Source organism: Psychrobacter sp. Ps7, assembly GCF_022129225.1.
Lineage (GTDB): Bacteria > Pseudomonadota > Gammaproteobacteria > Pseudomonadales > Moraxellaceae > Psychrobacter > Psychrobacter immobilis_A.
On sequence record NZ_JADQAH010000003.1, the window covers coordinates 1 to 15,619 of the forward strand.

General features: G+C 43.0%; 9 protein-coding genes. 3 read left to right on the forward strand and 6 right to left on the reverse strand.

The window, feature by feature from the left end; translation table 11 throughout:
* Window positions 1-594: 594 nt before the first annotated feature.
* The 6 genes from I3257_RS01705 to I3257_RS01730 form a co-directional block, all read right to left on the reverse strand.
* On the reverse strand, window positions 595-1,347 hold the full coding sequence (locus I3257_RS01705; RefSeq protein WP_238048620.1) for a hypothetical protein: 753 nt from the start codon (window positions 1,345-1,347) through the stop codon (window positions 595-597).
* Complete coding sequence (locus tag I3257_RS01710) at window positions 1,347-4,031, reverse strand: DUF2345 domain-containing protein (protein WP_238048621.1); 2,685 nt, start codon at window positions 4,029-4,031, stop codon at window positions 1,347-1,349. Before I3257_RS01710 ends, I3257_RS01705 begins: the two co-directional genes overlap by 1 nt.
* A 172-nt stretch (window positions 4,032-4,203) precedes the next feature.
* Window positions 4,204-5,040: an OmpA family protein gene (locus tag I3257_RS01715; protein WP_201581671.1), complete on the reverse strand. Its 837-nt coding sequence runs from the start codon at window positions 5,038-5,040 to the stop codon at window positions 4,204-4,206.
* A 110-nt stretch (window positions 5,041-5,150) separates the two neighbouring features.
* Window positions 5,151-6,131, reverse strand: coding sequence for a type VI secretion system-associated protein TagF (gene tagF, locus I3257_RS01720; RefSeq protein ID WP_198330578.1), 981 nt, complete (start codon window positions 6,129-6,131; stop codon window positions 5,151-5,153).
* Window positions 6,128-10,174, reverse strand: coding sequence for a type VI secretion system membrane subunit TssM (tssM, locus tag I3257_RS01725; RefSeq protein WP_238048622.1), 4,047 nt, complete (start codon window positions 10,172-10,174; stop codon window positions 6,128-6,130). The genes tagF and tssM overlap by 4 nt, the downstream gene beginning before the upstream one ends.
* A gap of 66 nt (window positions 10,175-10,240) precedes the next feature.
* Window positions 10,241-12,025: a hypothetical protein gene (locus I3257_RS01730; RefSeq protein ID WP_238048623.1), complete on the reverse strand. Its 1,785-nt coding sequence runs from the start codon at window positions 12,023-12,025 to the stop codon at window positions 10,241-10,243.
* A gap of 417 nt (window positions 12,026-12,442) precedes the next feature.
* On the opposite strand from I3257_RS01730, the gene I3257_RS01735 reads away from it, so the two are divergent.
* The 3 genes from I3257_RS01735 to tssK are packed head-to-tail and all read left to right on the forward strand — an operon-like array spanning window position 12,443 to window position 15,566.
* Complete coding sequence (locus tag I3257_RS01735) at window positions 12,443-13,492, forward strand: M15 family metallopeptidase (protein WP_238048624.1); 1,050 nt, start codon at window positions 12,443-12,445, stop codon at window positions 13,490-13,492.
* A 31-nt stretch (window positions 13,493-13,523) separates the two neighbouring features.
* A complete protein-coding gene (locus I3257_RS01740) occupies window positions 13,524-14,210 on the forward strand; it encodes a hypothetical protein (protein ID WP_045451250.1) in 687 nt (228 codons plus the stop codon).
* Window positions 14,211-14,219: 9 nt separating this feature from the next.
* The gene (tssK, locus tag I3257_RS01745; RefSeq protein ID WP_238048625.1) at window positions 14,220-15,566 is read left to right on the forward strand and encodes a type VI secretion system baseplate subunit TssK; all 1,347 of its coding nucleotides are present in this window, start codon (window positions 14,220-14,222) and stop codon (window positions 15,564-15,566) included.
* Window positions 15,567-15,619 lie beyond the last annotated feature (53 nt).

Here is a 15,619-nt window from a genome sequence, read left to right on the forward strand (position 1 = left end):
GGTTAATACGCTTAGTTTACCAAGTTTAGTTGTACGGTTTATTCAGCATAGCTCAATAAGTCAGATTGTCAGCCTTTCAGTCGTTGATTTTGTAAAGGTTTAAAGTGGCCTATTAACTACTTGCATAATTAGGGGGCTGATGTTGGAGATAAAGCTATTGATTATTTTTCTGGGTAATTTCGAATACTTGTGACTTCTTTAGTTTTCCAGGGAAGCTTCCAGTAAAAACTCGGCAATATATCGCTTTGTTATAATTTATCGTACTTGAGCGCTCAAATCTAACGTTATATAGGTATCGATTTGAAGTTTTATCAATATTAGGCTCTATGTCTTTATGAATATTACTATTTAAATAATGGTTTGTAGAGAAGTCAGGAATATATTCATCGTCATACATAGTACTATCATTAATACAATGTACATAACTTCCTGTATTTTTTGATGATTTACGCGTTGAGAAATTAGTGTCTGATAAAAAAGTTATATAGTAATATGAGGAGTCTTGATTAAAATTTACTAATTGAATTTCTGGATGCGTATAATTTTTTACGCATCCTTGAAGGATCAGTATGATACTCAATAGTATTAGTTTTTTTAACATTGTAATACCTTTTGTAAAGAGTTAATCAACAAATCTAATGCTGATAAATTCCCATGAACTTTTGTAGTAATGATGTAATCTGCATCTAGATGGTTTGCTTTAGTTATCACATTATAGGTAGGTTGATCTTTATTAGGCTCCCACTGTTCTCCTAGATCAGCAACAAAATCGCTGAAACCATATTCTTTCGGCTTACATCGTATATTTATCCAAGTCTCAGCTATTACTACTGGATCGTTATAGTATATATCAGCTACATTTATCAAAAAACCTTTACCTACAGGGTCCAAAGTGATGAGCATTTTCGATTTATAGCCTTTCTTAAGTAACCTATTCGTTAAATGTGCGCCATTCCACCCTCCAAGACTATGCCCTATAATATAGATGGCTGTATTCTTGTCAGGAATTTTGTCAATAACTGATTTTTGAATATTTTCATCTCCAAAGATCTCATAATATCCTAGCCAACATATTGATAAGTCATCGATAATTAGTTTTTTTTGATTCTTTTTAATTATTGAGTCTTTTTTTGCTATATATTCTGAATGTACATAAGTTATATTTCTATTTGGACCTGACCCAGCAAAAGGCTTTTTGTCACCAGCTCCGCCAATGAATAAAATAATGGCTTTAGGTTTTGTTATAGATATACAAGTATTATTTGTACCAGATGAAGTTACATCAACTGTTCTAGTATGACCAACCATAGGTAATGTACGATTCAGACTATTATATTTGTTTCCCATTATTCACTTTCCTTCTCATCATTTTGCCAATCAAGCTCTAGATGAACCTCAATCTCATCCTCACTATCGGAATGGAAACGTTCGGACCAGCCATCTTCATTAGTGATACCTCTGAATTCTTCGCCCGTTTTTTTATTAACAGCAACATAAGAAGTATTAGCATAAGGTTCATCATCATCATCCAAAAACTGATACGCCAAATTATAAACTCCATCCATTAGCGTCTTTTTATCAAGGATGGTGTTAGGCAACAATCCAAGCCCCAGCCCATCCATACCGCCTCCAGCCTTGCTATGCTTACCAGCCTTCTCCTTAAACTGCTTAGCCGTAATCGTAATATCAGCACCTTCAAGGGTTATAATAGCTCCACCAGCCGTTAGCGTAATTTTATTCGTCGCTACTATCTCAACCTCTTTGGTAGAGGAGGCGATATTTACATCTTGCTTGGCTGTGGCTTCAAGCTTACCCGTATGGGCGGAGAGGGTGATATTCTCTTTGGCATTAGTCATAATAAACTGACCATCGGCTATTATATTGAGTGACTCGCTACTGACTTGATTATGACTATTACCACTACTTATCATCATGTCTTGCTGAGTGGTAGTGATCATCTCACCCATGCTTCTGTGAATGAGCGTATCGTCACTGACGTAAGCATTATCTGCTGCGCTATCGACTAGCGTGTAGGGCATCGTTTGATGGGTTTTGGTTTGCTGTTCCTCAGCGATGTTCTCAAGTTGCATCTTAATCGCGTTATGGCCTTTAACGTTTCTGCCCAGCCCTGTTGCCAGTTGCGTTAAACGCTCAGCTAGATGCTGACCACCAAGACCAGTTTGGGTCAGAGTCGGGGTGTGCTGCTGGTAGTTATGCTGTCCAGATTGTGCGTAGGTTTGCGGTTGAGTGGAGAGGACGAGGGCTTCACCTGACTTAATATTGATTTGAGCATTGGTGGCCGCATTGATGCCTTGACGTTTGGCGGTGTCTGACGGATTGATAACCCCCATTTTTAGACTGGCGGATATCCCACCACTGTCTACTTTTAGCTGCGAGTAAGCTTGTTCTGTACGATGATCAGTAATCCATTCTGATAAACCATTGTCCGTGTTGCGATAACCGCTTTCGACGGCTTGTTCGTTATCCGTGGCAAATAGGCTAGGTCGAGTCGATGACAATAAACTACCAGTATTAATCAGATGTTCGCTATCACCGATAGACTGCATCAGGGTTTGGTCGTCCGCTCTATGGGTGAAGTGGGTGCCGTAGTTAGCGCCAGCTTGTGCCTCCAATCGGTTGATAGGCTGAGATGGACTATCCAGTAACAAGCTGCGCGTGAGCGTCATATGATTGCGGCTATCGATATCGCTTTGCGCTTCGGTGATACCTGTCATCGGCGGTAGAGTCTGTCTACTGTATAGATGACCGACCCATAGGGTATCAGCGGTAATGAGGCGCAGCTGAGTTAAATGAATGCCAGATGCTAATGTCGACGCATGACGCTGTTGGTGGTGTGAGCTTTGGGTCAGCCCTGTGACATGCGCTAGACTATTGCGAGCCAGATGCACGATATGGGTAGCACGGTAGTGCTGATTGAGCGCACTGTGATCGACAAGCATAAAAGTATCAGCAACATTCAAATCCGTAGCATGGGCTAGAGCATGATAGATGCTATATCGATTTTGATGACTGTTTGCCACGATGGTTGCTTCGTCTATGGTTTCAGTATCTGTTACTGGCGCAAAAGTGGCTGGCGTGTCTAATGTGAGAGTGTGGTCATTCGAATGGCTTACGTCATCAGGGTTACGGCTCATCGCAACGTCAGCGGACTGCGTTGGGTGTGCAACACTGCTGCTATTAAAACGCTGCATCGTTACTGAATTTGGCTGGGTGATGACCTGCTCACTCAATGCCAATACTGGTGCATGGACACGGTCATGTAAAACTTGCTGGTAACGCAGCGCGCCAATATTCAAGCTGATGCCATCGCTATCACTTGGATCTGCGGTAGTAATAATGAGCTTTGGTGGACTGTGCTCATTCGTTTGCTCATGGCGCAGATAGGCTGTGAGTCCTTGACGCGCAAGCCGCTCGCAAATATGTGTCCAGTCACTGATTTGCCACTGGGTCATGCGTGCTGGTGACCAGTTAGCATGTTCACCATGGTTACTGTCATCGATGATTTCTATATCCAGCGTAGCCGTGCGCTCTGCTACCATCGCTTGTACGGTCAAATGAGTATCAATATGACCGCGTATATGCTGATGCAGACGATAAGTGATGGGCTGGGCGAGCAGGCGATAATAGCCGTAGCTGCCATCATGATCTAGCTGATGCACAGTCGTTATATATAGATGACGATAGGTCAATCCGCTCGGAGTATCGAAGCTCAAGGTTAATGGGCTACCGATTAAAGCCGTTAACGGTGTGAATGGGGGATGATGGCGCTCATGGATATAGACGTGCAGCACATAGGTGTCGATACCATGCTGCTGATGTTGGCAATTACCATTGGGGTTTAGTTGAGCAATGATATCGGCTTCATCAGCGCTATGCATGAGCTTATCTTGCCACGCACGATGAGCATTGATGTCTTGGCGAGCGCTCGGATAGGGCGCTTGAGTGCTGCCTTCACTGGCATAGAGCCGATCAGGATGCATAGGCAGCACGGTATTGGTCAAGCGTAGCATAGTTATGTCCCTATTTTTTTAGCAGTGGCTCTCTTTTGGCATTGGCATTTTTTGTAGCATCGATATCTCTAGTAGCAATGACAGTATGTTTTTCAGCATTATCAAACCAGCTATCAGCACTTAACCGTCATTGTTTAGTTGCCGTTATCGTCATACGTTCTACATAACGATGTTATTCATTAAGGGTAAATTCGATACGGCGATTGCGAGTGCGACCTTCTTCGTTGTCGTTACTAGCGATAGGATCTGAGTCCCCTTTGCCAGTAGTACTGAGACGAGTCGCATTTATATTTCGACCGATCAAGTATTGTTTGACGGCTTCTGCACGCTTATTTGATAGGGCAAGATTGGCGGTAGAATTGCCGACATTATCGGTATGACCTGTAATAAGAACAGGCTTATCACCTACTCGCTGTAACACCCCTGCCATATCGTCTAAGATACCAAGGCCCATCGGCGTTAGATTGGTGCTACCAGACTCGAACTCGACGATACGGTTGCCCAAAGTCTCGTCTATGAGGCGTTGTTCACCTTCTACCACAACCAGCTGATTTTCTAATTGATAGAGATCAGTTAGGCGCGAGTGAATACGGTTTTGAATGGCTTGCTTTTGTTCAAGGCTGCTTACCTTGCCATGTAAGCTAATGGTCGTCCCATGAATGTCGATACGCCCTTGACGAATGTTAGAGATATCGCTATCAATGATAGTCGTGGCTATCTGTTGCCAGTTGGTTGGTATACTGATGTTCGAACGTACTTCGATTTCATCTCTGACAGGTTTATCAGGATACTGTGCTTTTAGCTTGTCGAGCAGTTGCTGTTTGTCTGAGCTGGTAGCGACCACACCCTTGATGACCACTGGCACATTTTGTGAATTATTTGTCACATGAGTGTCGTTATGTTCTGCAAATACAACGGCGCTCATAGGCAGGGTGATAGCGGCGGCTAATAGCAGGTTTTTCGTGTGATTTGTTCGCTTGGGTTTTGTCATTCTAGAGAGGACTTTCATTCAAGTACCTTTTTAATCTGTCTATTATTGAGCAGTGACTAATTGCAGGGGTATGATGCATGGTGGCTACTATCAGCTGTTACAAATCAGCAGTTATCGTGAGCCATTATTTATTGTGCTAAAAAAGTTTTTTTAAACAATTGCCTAGTATCATACAGATATAAATTGTCTTGTAACAATACTTTATTAAACCGTGTCAACCCAATGTCTTCATCGATATAGCCTTGAGTCCAGTCGCTATGAGCGATGACCACCCAACCTTCAGGATAAGTTTTTTCACTTTCTGATATTTGCTTGAGTATACGTCCATCTGGTTTAGTAAAACTCATGAGCAGGCGATAGCAATTAGCGACACGATATAAGTAGGTATTCAAGTAGAGCTGGTGTGGCTGATAAAAACCATTGATGAGATCGTGCCAAAAAGTGGCCATGTGTATCGAGTTTTCTCTATCAGAGGTAAGTGACCAGCAGATGGCTTTATTTAAGCCATGGAAACCCTTAGTAAAAGTAGGTAAAAATAACAGGCCAGTGGCAATGATTTGCTGTATCAGCTGCGCTTTATCAATGTTCATTAAGATCGCTATATCATGCAACGTAGTGGTATTGATAAAATCATAGTAGTAAGTACTGGCATTATTATCGATGCTGAGTTGGCTATGGTTGAGATGCTCCATAAGATCGGTATTGTCAGTTTTGGATTTGGCCATGCTTAAAACTTCATAAGTGTCATTCCAAAGCGCTGATGACTTGACGGGCAGATAGTTCATCCAGTTTTTCGGTTTATCGAGATGAAGCACGCCAAAACCTATCAATGGGTAATTTCTATAGCTACTATCGTGACTAGGGATCAAAACACCGGTGATAATCTCATTAGCTCTAGTATCGATATGACTGAAATTTAAAAAGGCAAAGTTATGATTACTGACATTGTCTATCGGAATTCCGCTAAATACACTTTCCGACACGGCTAACGCTTCGCTGACCCACTCATCAATGGCATTGGTCTCAGAGATATGAGCGCGCGCCCGGACAAAGTCCCCGCGAGCAGGCAATTTTCCAAAATATACTAAAGGCAAGGAGTCTGGAGTCATGGCGTTTGCTCCTGCTGTTCAGTCACGGCTGAACGATCATCAGTAGCCGTCGTGCTATCAGTAGGCGGTTGCACTGGTGGACTGTTTTCACTATTAGTATTAGGGGTTACAGTAGATGTGCGGGCTGGCGGCGTGACATTGCTTGTATTTTGCTCGCCAGTCGGTACTGGCTGATTGGTGCCAGAACCCGCATTAGGAGTATCGCCATCAACAGTATTATTATCAGAAATTGGCCTTGCTGTACGTGTGACACCAAGGGCAATAATCTCCTCTGGTAGTTTCATGCCAGTAAAGGGATTGGTAGAGCGACCTTGACCGGTAGTGGTACTACTGCCACTGCCGCTGATGATTCTAAAGCGTACAGAGATAGTGATACCGTCACCAGACCATGCCATCTCAAAGACATCATTGCCCAGTTCAGTACGGCGTGCACTGTTAATCAGCTTTTCTACCCCAAAGCTACCTGCTTCTTCAAAGACAGTAAAGTCTCTGCCATCATAGTCTTTGGCTCGAATACTGGCACCAGGTTGGCTACTTGGGTTCGGCCATACAAACGTTGTCCACGCTTGGGTCCCCATGCGATAACGCAACTGCTGACCATCGACCACAATGGTATATTCAGTCAAACCGCTGACGGGTAATGGCATGATTTGAAAAGTGGTTTGATTGGCAGCGCCACCAGTATTATTCGCACCAGCAGCGCCTGGACTATTACTACCCGTATAATTGGTAAAGTAACGGCCAAAATCAGCGACAAACTGCGGGTTGAGACCCAAACCTGCACCATTCCAGATTTTACTGGAGATTTGATCGCCGCGGCGAATGATAAAGGGCGATAACGTTTCGTTGACGAATCGCGCCACATAGCCATCTTCGCCGAAGAATTGACCGATCTCTGCAGGCGTCGCTTCTAAGTTTGCATTCGCCGTAAAGGGGTACTTACTGCCTAGGTTATCGAGGAAAGGCTTATAGACTTGCGCTTTCCAAACTTTATTAATCTCTGCCTTGGTGGGCGTCAGCAGCATATTAAATGAACGAGTCAGTGGCTCACTCAACAACGGACGAACCAGTTGTTTTATTTCAGAGTTGGCTTGACTTAGGATCTGCTCATCTAATATCTGTAGAGATTTGGTTAACTCTGAGCCTTCGGGGCTGAGGGTTTGTGAGGCAAACAACAAGGCATCAGGGCCGATGTCGTCACTACGAGCGATATTGTTAAAGCGGGTTCTGATATCACCTAAACTGACTAAATAGCTGTCTAATAATGACAGATCCTGATTTTCTTCTCTTGGCGTTACTAGCGCATGTATAGAAGAGAATTCTTGAGCAATCACACCTGAGCTTGCTTGTGCTACAGGCGCGGCGTTACTAGAGCTACCACCATTATTCATCGCAGCTTCTGCTTGTCGTAGCTCAGCAGGGCTTTGACGCAGGATAGTTTGCTTAAACCAGTTGACGAATGAGCGACGAGATTCGCCACCATTGCCAGCTGCTTGATTAGCCGCTTTATTGTCCCATTGAGTTTGGCGATCTACTGTCTCAAACAGGGTTTTTAACGGTGACTCTGCGGCATTGGACAGCTGATTTAATAAGACCGCATGATCATCGAAGCCTGTGCTATCCCGAACATATACTTGAGTTAAAAAACGTTTCCATTCACTGATATATTCTTGCTTATAGCGATTGACCAGATATTGTCGTATCTGTTCAGGACTGCCCGTCAAGGTAAGGTCATCTTGGCTGCTGGTGGCCAACACCCAATCATCGGCGACCACTCTCGTAGTGGCCGCTTTATCAATCTCATCACTGACGAAAGCCTCCCATGCCTCTTTAGTAAAAGTGCCTGAAATTACATAGCTACCAAGCAGTGCTTCATTAGCATTGTTTTGCGTAATCTGCGCAACCGTGACCGATGGGAAGCGGGCAGATGCGCGCATTTTAATCTCAGAGTAAACACGCTCACGAGCAGGTTGACCTTTGCTAACTTTGGATAAATTGCTGCGGGTTTTGTCTATCAGCCCTAAGTCATTTTGGATCAATGGAAAGGCTGGGTCGTCGACATGAGCCAAGGTAAAACTCAAGATACGCTCAGCTTGGCGAATCATCTTGTCACGCGGCATGTCAGCGCGATTGGCTTCGAGCCAGTTGCGCCAAAAACGGGTCATCTGATCACTCAAATGACTGGCCTCTAAATTGTCATGATTGCCAAGCATGAGATAAGCCTTGAGCGCGTTATAAGCATCTTCAACGTCTGTGGGGTCCGACTGGATATAAGCATCATTAACGGCAGCATCAGAGGTGTCATCAGTGCTTGAGTCTTCTGTACGGACTTCTAATTGATTGGCATTGGTATTTACTTCGGTCAAAAACGTTTCGATATTTTGTTTGGTTGGCGCTAAGACGATGATGCTGATGCCGTTGTAATATTCTGCTAGCAATTTTTGCTTAAGCTTATCGCCTTGATAGAGGCCAAAACTCAAAGACAGCGGCTTGTCGTCTTCATAGCCTTCAAGCTGCTCGATTCGACTTTGTAGAATATTGAGCGACTCAAGCTGGGATTGTAGATCACCGTTAGAATTTTTTTGTAGCGCTGCGACTTGCTGTAAGTCAGCCACGACACGCTCAGTGAGCTGTTTATTATTGGCATAAGACCATGTCCACAGACCGACAGCCGCACACAAAGTCACGACAGCAGCTAGCGTCGCAAGCGCACGATGACTGCGCTTGTGTCGATTTTTATGCTGCTTGACCAAATGCTTGTCTTTTAGAATGACTTTAGAAAATAGATCTTGTAAAAAATAAGGCTTGTCTGCGGCTTCTTGCTGCGCATTGAGCGGTATCGCAGGTGGGCGCAAATCGTAATTTTGTACCATTTGCAACGTCATTTGGCTGCTAACTTGCCCGTCCTGCAAGGCGCTTGTAAAGTAAAAGCCACGCAATATGGGCTTAAATTGGAAAGGGTTGTCCTCAAACAGAGCATGCATCAGCGTCCGTATCATGGGACGTAATGACTGAAACTCCATTGGGAAAGTCATTAGACTGGGAGATACCGTGCGCTGATGACGTAAGGATAGCTTAGTGGTGCTCAAATCTTTTAGACCATTGACCAATACGCCAAAATGCTCTTCGAATATGTCAGTGATATTGATGTTTTCTGGGTCTTCAGGATAAGGGATGGTCGCACCCCATACTTGGCTGCGCTCTTCTTGCTCATAGTCATTAAAGAAGTCACGGAAGCCTGAAATCAAATCCATTTTAGTAAAGACCACATAGACAGGCGCATAGACTTCTAATTGTTCAGTTAAGTCTTGCACACGGCTGCGCAGATTCTTGGCCAAATCCAACGCATAGTTTGGGTCATTTTTGGTGAGTTCGGCGATACTGACCGCGATGATGATGCCGTTGATCGGTGCTTTAGGTCGATTCTTTTTGAGTAGGCTTAGAAATGACAGCCATTCTGAGCGATCTTCTTCATAAACAGAGTAACGTCCTGCGGTGTCGAGCAAAATACCTTCAGTCGAAAAAAACCAATCGCAGTTACGTGTACCGCCGACGCCTTTAACGGATAGCTTGTTACCTTGTTCCATAAAGGGGAATTTTAAGCCAGAGTGTAGCACTGCAGAGCTTTTGCCTGCCGCGGGATTACCAATGACCATATACCACGGCAGCTCATATAACGCCGCTTTGCCTGTTTGATCGCCTATCTTTGATTTGCGAATGGTTTTAATGGCATCTTGCATTTGCTGACGTAGCGCTTGCACTTCTTGAGCGTTTTCATCTTTGGCCACATGAAGGCTATCGTCACCTTGGCTCTCGTTGCCATTATCTTCCACTAAGTTTGCCAGCTCATCTGAGGCAAGCTTACGTTTTTTCCACAGGTAATAGCCAAGCGCCCCCAGCACCGTACATGCGATTAGGACGCCAATGATTATGACAAAGGTTTTAATAGTCACATAATCATAAAGTAAGACTAGAGCGACAATGAGCCCCAGCGCCAATAATACTCTTGGGTTATAGATAAGATGAAAAAACCTTGAAAACATGCGTGCTACCTAGTGTGAACTTAAGATAATAAAACGAGTATTTACCACGACAAAACACCATTAAAACTACGACTCAGATGTTTGAGAAGAGTCTAGCAACCAAAGCATATTGCAGTGCTTATGTTGAGTAATTAAAAACGATCTGTCTGACTCTTGTTGGTCTTCTTTGGCTAAGTCAATGAAGAGTGATAGGCTGATGAATGGCTTCAACCAATTATTCAATGGCATATAATGCCCTAAATGATGTTCGTTTACTAGAGCGCCTTGTGCTATAAATGCTTCAAGAAAGCTCATATACGTCGATAAGTCATAGGGCTGCTTTAATGGATTAATGTCAGACATAGCGATAATGGCCATGTCTGTTATAGCAACATTAGTCTTGTATTTTTCTTTGCTGTTGATGTCAGACGATTTTTTTGCGGGCTTTACTGTCTGTTTATCAGGGGTTTTTAGCGTGGTCGTATCGGTCGGTGACAGTGAAAGCATATTGTCTATTAATAGGTTTTTGATAGTCGTTAAATGATTCAAATAGCGACGATTATCACTCAAAAGCTCAGTGCGATGAGCTGTACCTATCTCCGTTAATAAAATACTGGTACTGGCGTCAATATTGAGTAGCTCTTGAGCCGCTTGATTCGAGAATAGCAACAGCGCACCCGCCTCAGTTGGAATGACATTGGTCATTTTCTCAGAATACAAATGAGTGTCTAACCATTCTTCACTTATCTGTGAATCTGCAATGAGAATTAAGCAAAGATCCGGCGCAGTTGATTTAGATAAAGGCAGCAGATGTCTATTGATGAATTCTGTAGGTGTGGCAATTAGGGTATTGTTAGCGCTATTATCTGCTACGGTGTTTGCGACGTCAGTGCTGTCAGTTATGATGGTCGTAATAGCAATCCGTGTATCAGGAATACCGTAAGTTGCTAACTGTTCTTTTATGGTCGCGATCAAAAATGCTGAATCGGCGCTGGCAGGTAAGCATAAATAGATAGGAAGATTGGCTAAATGACCAGCAGAGGCTGCTGTCATTTTGTCATCACTGTTCTCTTTACGGCTGTTATTTTCACTACTTACTTCGTTGGCACTCACCAAATAATGTTGCTGCCATTCGGGATGAATATGAATGGCTGCGTTGGACTGAGTCGTATCTTGTTGGTGATGTTGGTAAAAGTATTCGGCAAGGCTAGACAGCATCTCCTCGCTCAAGACTAGCTGCTCATAAATTAATGCCTGTAAACGCAAGGTAGTATCATTTAACGCAGCTTTACGTTCAGTAAATCTCTCATCATCGAGATGACTGTCTAAACTACTGTCTAAATCACTGTTCGAATCTAAATAATGGTCTGAATAGCTGTCATCAAACTCTGAATCTGCTGAATAGGCATCAGACAGACTAGGATATGGTAGGGCGGCTGCATCAGGGAGTCTTGCAATCGGTTTGACCAACATTGGCATACCATCAATATCTGTCAAATCCTCGCTCAATACGGTTAGGTCTGCATCATTGTCCACCACTTCAGACCAACAGTCTCCTTCTGGTAGGCAGACACGGCTATAGATAAATAACTGATAAGTATTGGGCGGCTTAATAGTGTCTGTTTTATCTGTTGTTCCATCAAGTATCTCTGGTGAATCGGTTGTTTGTTTATCCAGTTTTTTTTGCCACCATAAGAGCGCCATGATAGAGCCAAGAAACAATAAAGGGATGGTAACAAACCATAGTAATAAGCCAGATGAGGTCAGCTGTCGCGCATTGTCTTTAAAGTACATCCAGACCAAAATGAGATACAACACCAAAAGCATGACTAAAACAGATCGGCCGTATGACAGTATTTTTTTTGCGCCCACTTATTTAAACTCCCTATTTGTTGGGTTGTTATTATGATTATTACCATGTAGACAAGCTTTGCGATCCAAATTTTATGATAGCTACAAGCTTATTTTTACTATACTAGTTAACTTTATTTGTCTTTTTTATGATTCGGTTGTAATGATAAGAATGGCTTTGAAAATATTGTTAAACTATAAAATCTATAACCAGTAAGCCTCTTAAGCATTATTAAGTAAATTTCTATAATGAAATAGTATTTTTAAGTTGTCTGTAGATAAGCTAATGGATAGGAATAAATAAAAATTAGTGTAATTAAGTTAGCTTTATTTTAAAAGGAGATGATTTGTCTATATAATACTGACGAAATCGTAATTATCAACGCCTGTTTATTATTATTTTGTTTTTATCGTCTCAACTGTCGCTGACGCTTGCCTATGATTTACTTGACTGTATCGGTCTTTACATTGCTCTCTATCCTCATGATGGTCATGCTTTTTGATCGGCAGCTATGTGGGCGACTATTAGATAAGGTAATGGTGTTTTTTCATCGATTGCCTAGCCTAAAATTCAAGCGTCCATCAATAAAGACACCAAAGAAGGTATTTCATTATCGTATCAAGCAGTTTATTCGTTTTATTTCGGATATAGATGTTTCTCGTATTCCAGTGATATCGGCATTGTCTTTTTTGATTGTCATGGCAACGGTTGGATTGTGTTATGCCCTGATTACCAATCATTCTCTGGAGGTTTATCATGCCAACGATACCGTGGCTAGCACGACAAATTTGCAAATCAGTCAACTACTCATAGGAGAGCGTCTGCGTCCGCCGTCGCCTCCGCCAGAGGAGCTGTTTGCTGAACTAGAAGCCGAGGTTGCAAGCTATCGAGCTGACAAGACAGAGGAAGGGTATTGGCCAGATAATCAGACAAATATACCTCAGATTGATAGGCCGCTAATGCTCCCTGAGCCTGACTTGTCTGACTTAAACACGCAAGATCATAGCACTGGCTATTCAGGTGATATGTTGGCTACACATCTAAACAATGGTCATATCAATATCAAAAATGCTGACCGTAATTGGCAAAAAATGAACTCAGATTTTGTTCAACGGCTGTTGACAGTGTATAAAGTAATGAGTGACCAATATGGCTATGACATGGTGCTGTTAGAAGGCTATCGTAGCCCTGCAAGGCAAGCAAGACTATTGAAAAAAGGGACTCATGTAACGAAGGCAGGATCATACAAGAGCTATCATCAGTTTGGTTTAGCGGGCGATAGCGCCTTTATCAGAAATGGTAAAATTGTCATAAGCGAAAAGGATCCTTGGGCAATGCGAGGCTATAAATTATATGGTAAAGTAGCCAAATCTGCCGGACTTGTGTGGGGTGGTGATTGGCGTATGATGGATCTTGGGCATGTTGAGCTGCGCAAAAAAGGCGTGCTCGGTCGCCCAGAAATGGCTGAGATTTTGACCAGTCAATAATGATAATAACAAGCTAAGGTAAACTGAAAGTATGAATAAATGTATGACATTGCCAGTATCATTAATCGCTGCTACTTGCTTGCTAAGTGGTACGATCGCCGGATGCAGCACTGATAAGTTGAGCAAGTCAAATGACAAGGTATCGGCATTGGCAGGCGAGCCTCCTACTATAGATGCCATGAGCCATATCGTTGATAATGGCAAAAATAGTGCTGATTTGCAAAGTTTAAAAGCACAGCTAGAGCTGCAGCAACAGCAGCTAGCGACCATGAATGCTGAGCAGCAAGCATTACAAGAAAAATTGAAGCGTCAGCAGATTACCCTAAATATCAAACCCACCACTAATGCCAATGCAGGGCGTACCAAAGTAGGCACAGCAAGTACTGCCTATATCGCATTTTTGGAAGAAGAGAGCCAGTTTACGGATATTGAAGCGCTGGCTGCCAAAGAAATCAGTATTATCCCAAATCGTGAGAGCAGTCTGACCGTGAACATTCCACAAGACGCGCGCTTTATCGCTATTAAAGTGGGGCTGAGATATACCAAAAAGCGCTCACAGTTTCTTATCCCACTTGCCAGTCTCAATTTTGATACGCCACTGGCGATCAATATTGGTGGATGCGATGTCAGCATTACTGAGGGTGTTGACCCAGCACTGGCACCTACATTTACTACCAAACTTAAATATTATCAGCAGCCACTAGTCAGCTGTTCTTAGGAGATTGTCTTGAGTAAACACAGGGTATTATGGGGAGAAGGGTTGTTTTTGCGACCCCAACATTTTCAGATTCAAGACACTTATCATGACTCGCAACGCGCTTTGAGTATGATGCTGGTGCATCCTTATGCTTATGGAGTATCTGATGTTCAGATTGATAAGCAACTTTTGGAAAGCAATTTACTAAGCTTTCAAAGTATTTATGCGGTATTGCCCGATGGTACGATATATCATGCACCTCGTACCGACACTTTACCGAAAGCCATTACCTTAGATACCCAAGACAATGGCGATGAAGTTTTCGTATTTTTGAGTTTAGAGATTGTCCATAGTGGCGGCAGCAATATACAGACGGATCGTAGTGACAATCCAACACGCTATGTAAGGGGTGCTATTGAGGCACAAGATCTATATAGCCAAGCGGCTGAAGCAGTCATTGACGTGATTAAACTGTCGCCAAATTTGCAGTTAAGTTATTCTGCGCAAGCGCCTAGCCAAGATACCGTGTCCTTATTGGTAGCCAAGCTCGTGCGTACCACTCAAGGCATCTATCAAGTCGATGATGATTATATCGTCCCAGGTGTGCATATTACGAGTAACCCTGCGCTTATTGGTCACGTATATCGTTTGATGACGATGATTAATACCAAGTCCACGTCACTGTATGACCATCATCGTCAATCTAACAATGACTTACTGGAGTTTCGCTCCTCAGATATTGCCTCTTTTTGGCTATTGCATACGCTAAATACCGCATACTCTCAGCTCAGTCATTTATATAATAATGCCAAACTACATCCAGAACGCCTTTATGAAGCATTATTAAATGTCGCCAGCCAATTGGCTACTTTTAGCTCATTATATAAGGTGGGCGACTTACCTTCTTATCATCACGATAATGCTAATGACTCATTTGTCAGTATCATTTTAATCATTCGTGAGCTACTCAATACCGTCATTGCCAGTAACTTTATTTCGATTCCATTACGTCAGAATAAGCCATCTTATTATACAGGCGAGCTAAGTAGTGACAAGATCACGCGTGGCTCACAGCTATATCTGTCTGTTAGCTCATCATTGCCGATGCACGAGCTCATCGACATCGTACCACGCCGATTTAAAATTGCGACGCCTGACTCAGTAGAGAAACGTGTGTTGTCAGCGCTGCCAGGCTCTTCTATTTCACATGTCAGCCAAGTACCCAGTGCGATACCAGTGAGACCAGGCTTTAGCTATTTCACCATCGAACCGGTAGGCGAGCTATATGACGAAATGCTCAAATCTGAATCTATCTGTATTTATGTGCCCAATGGCTTTGATGATTTAAAAATAGAGCTGATGGCTATCGTACAGTAGTTCTTTTTGTCTCTAGAGGTGCTGAGGTTGCAAGATGAGTATGCACTATATGG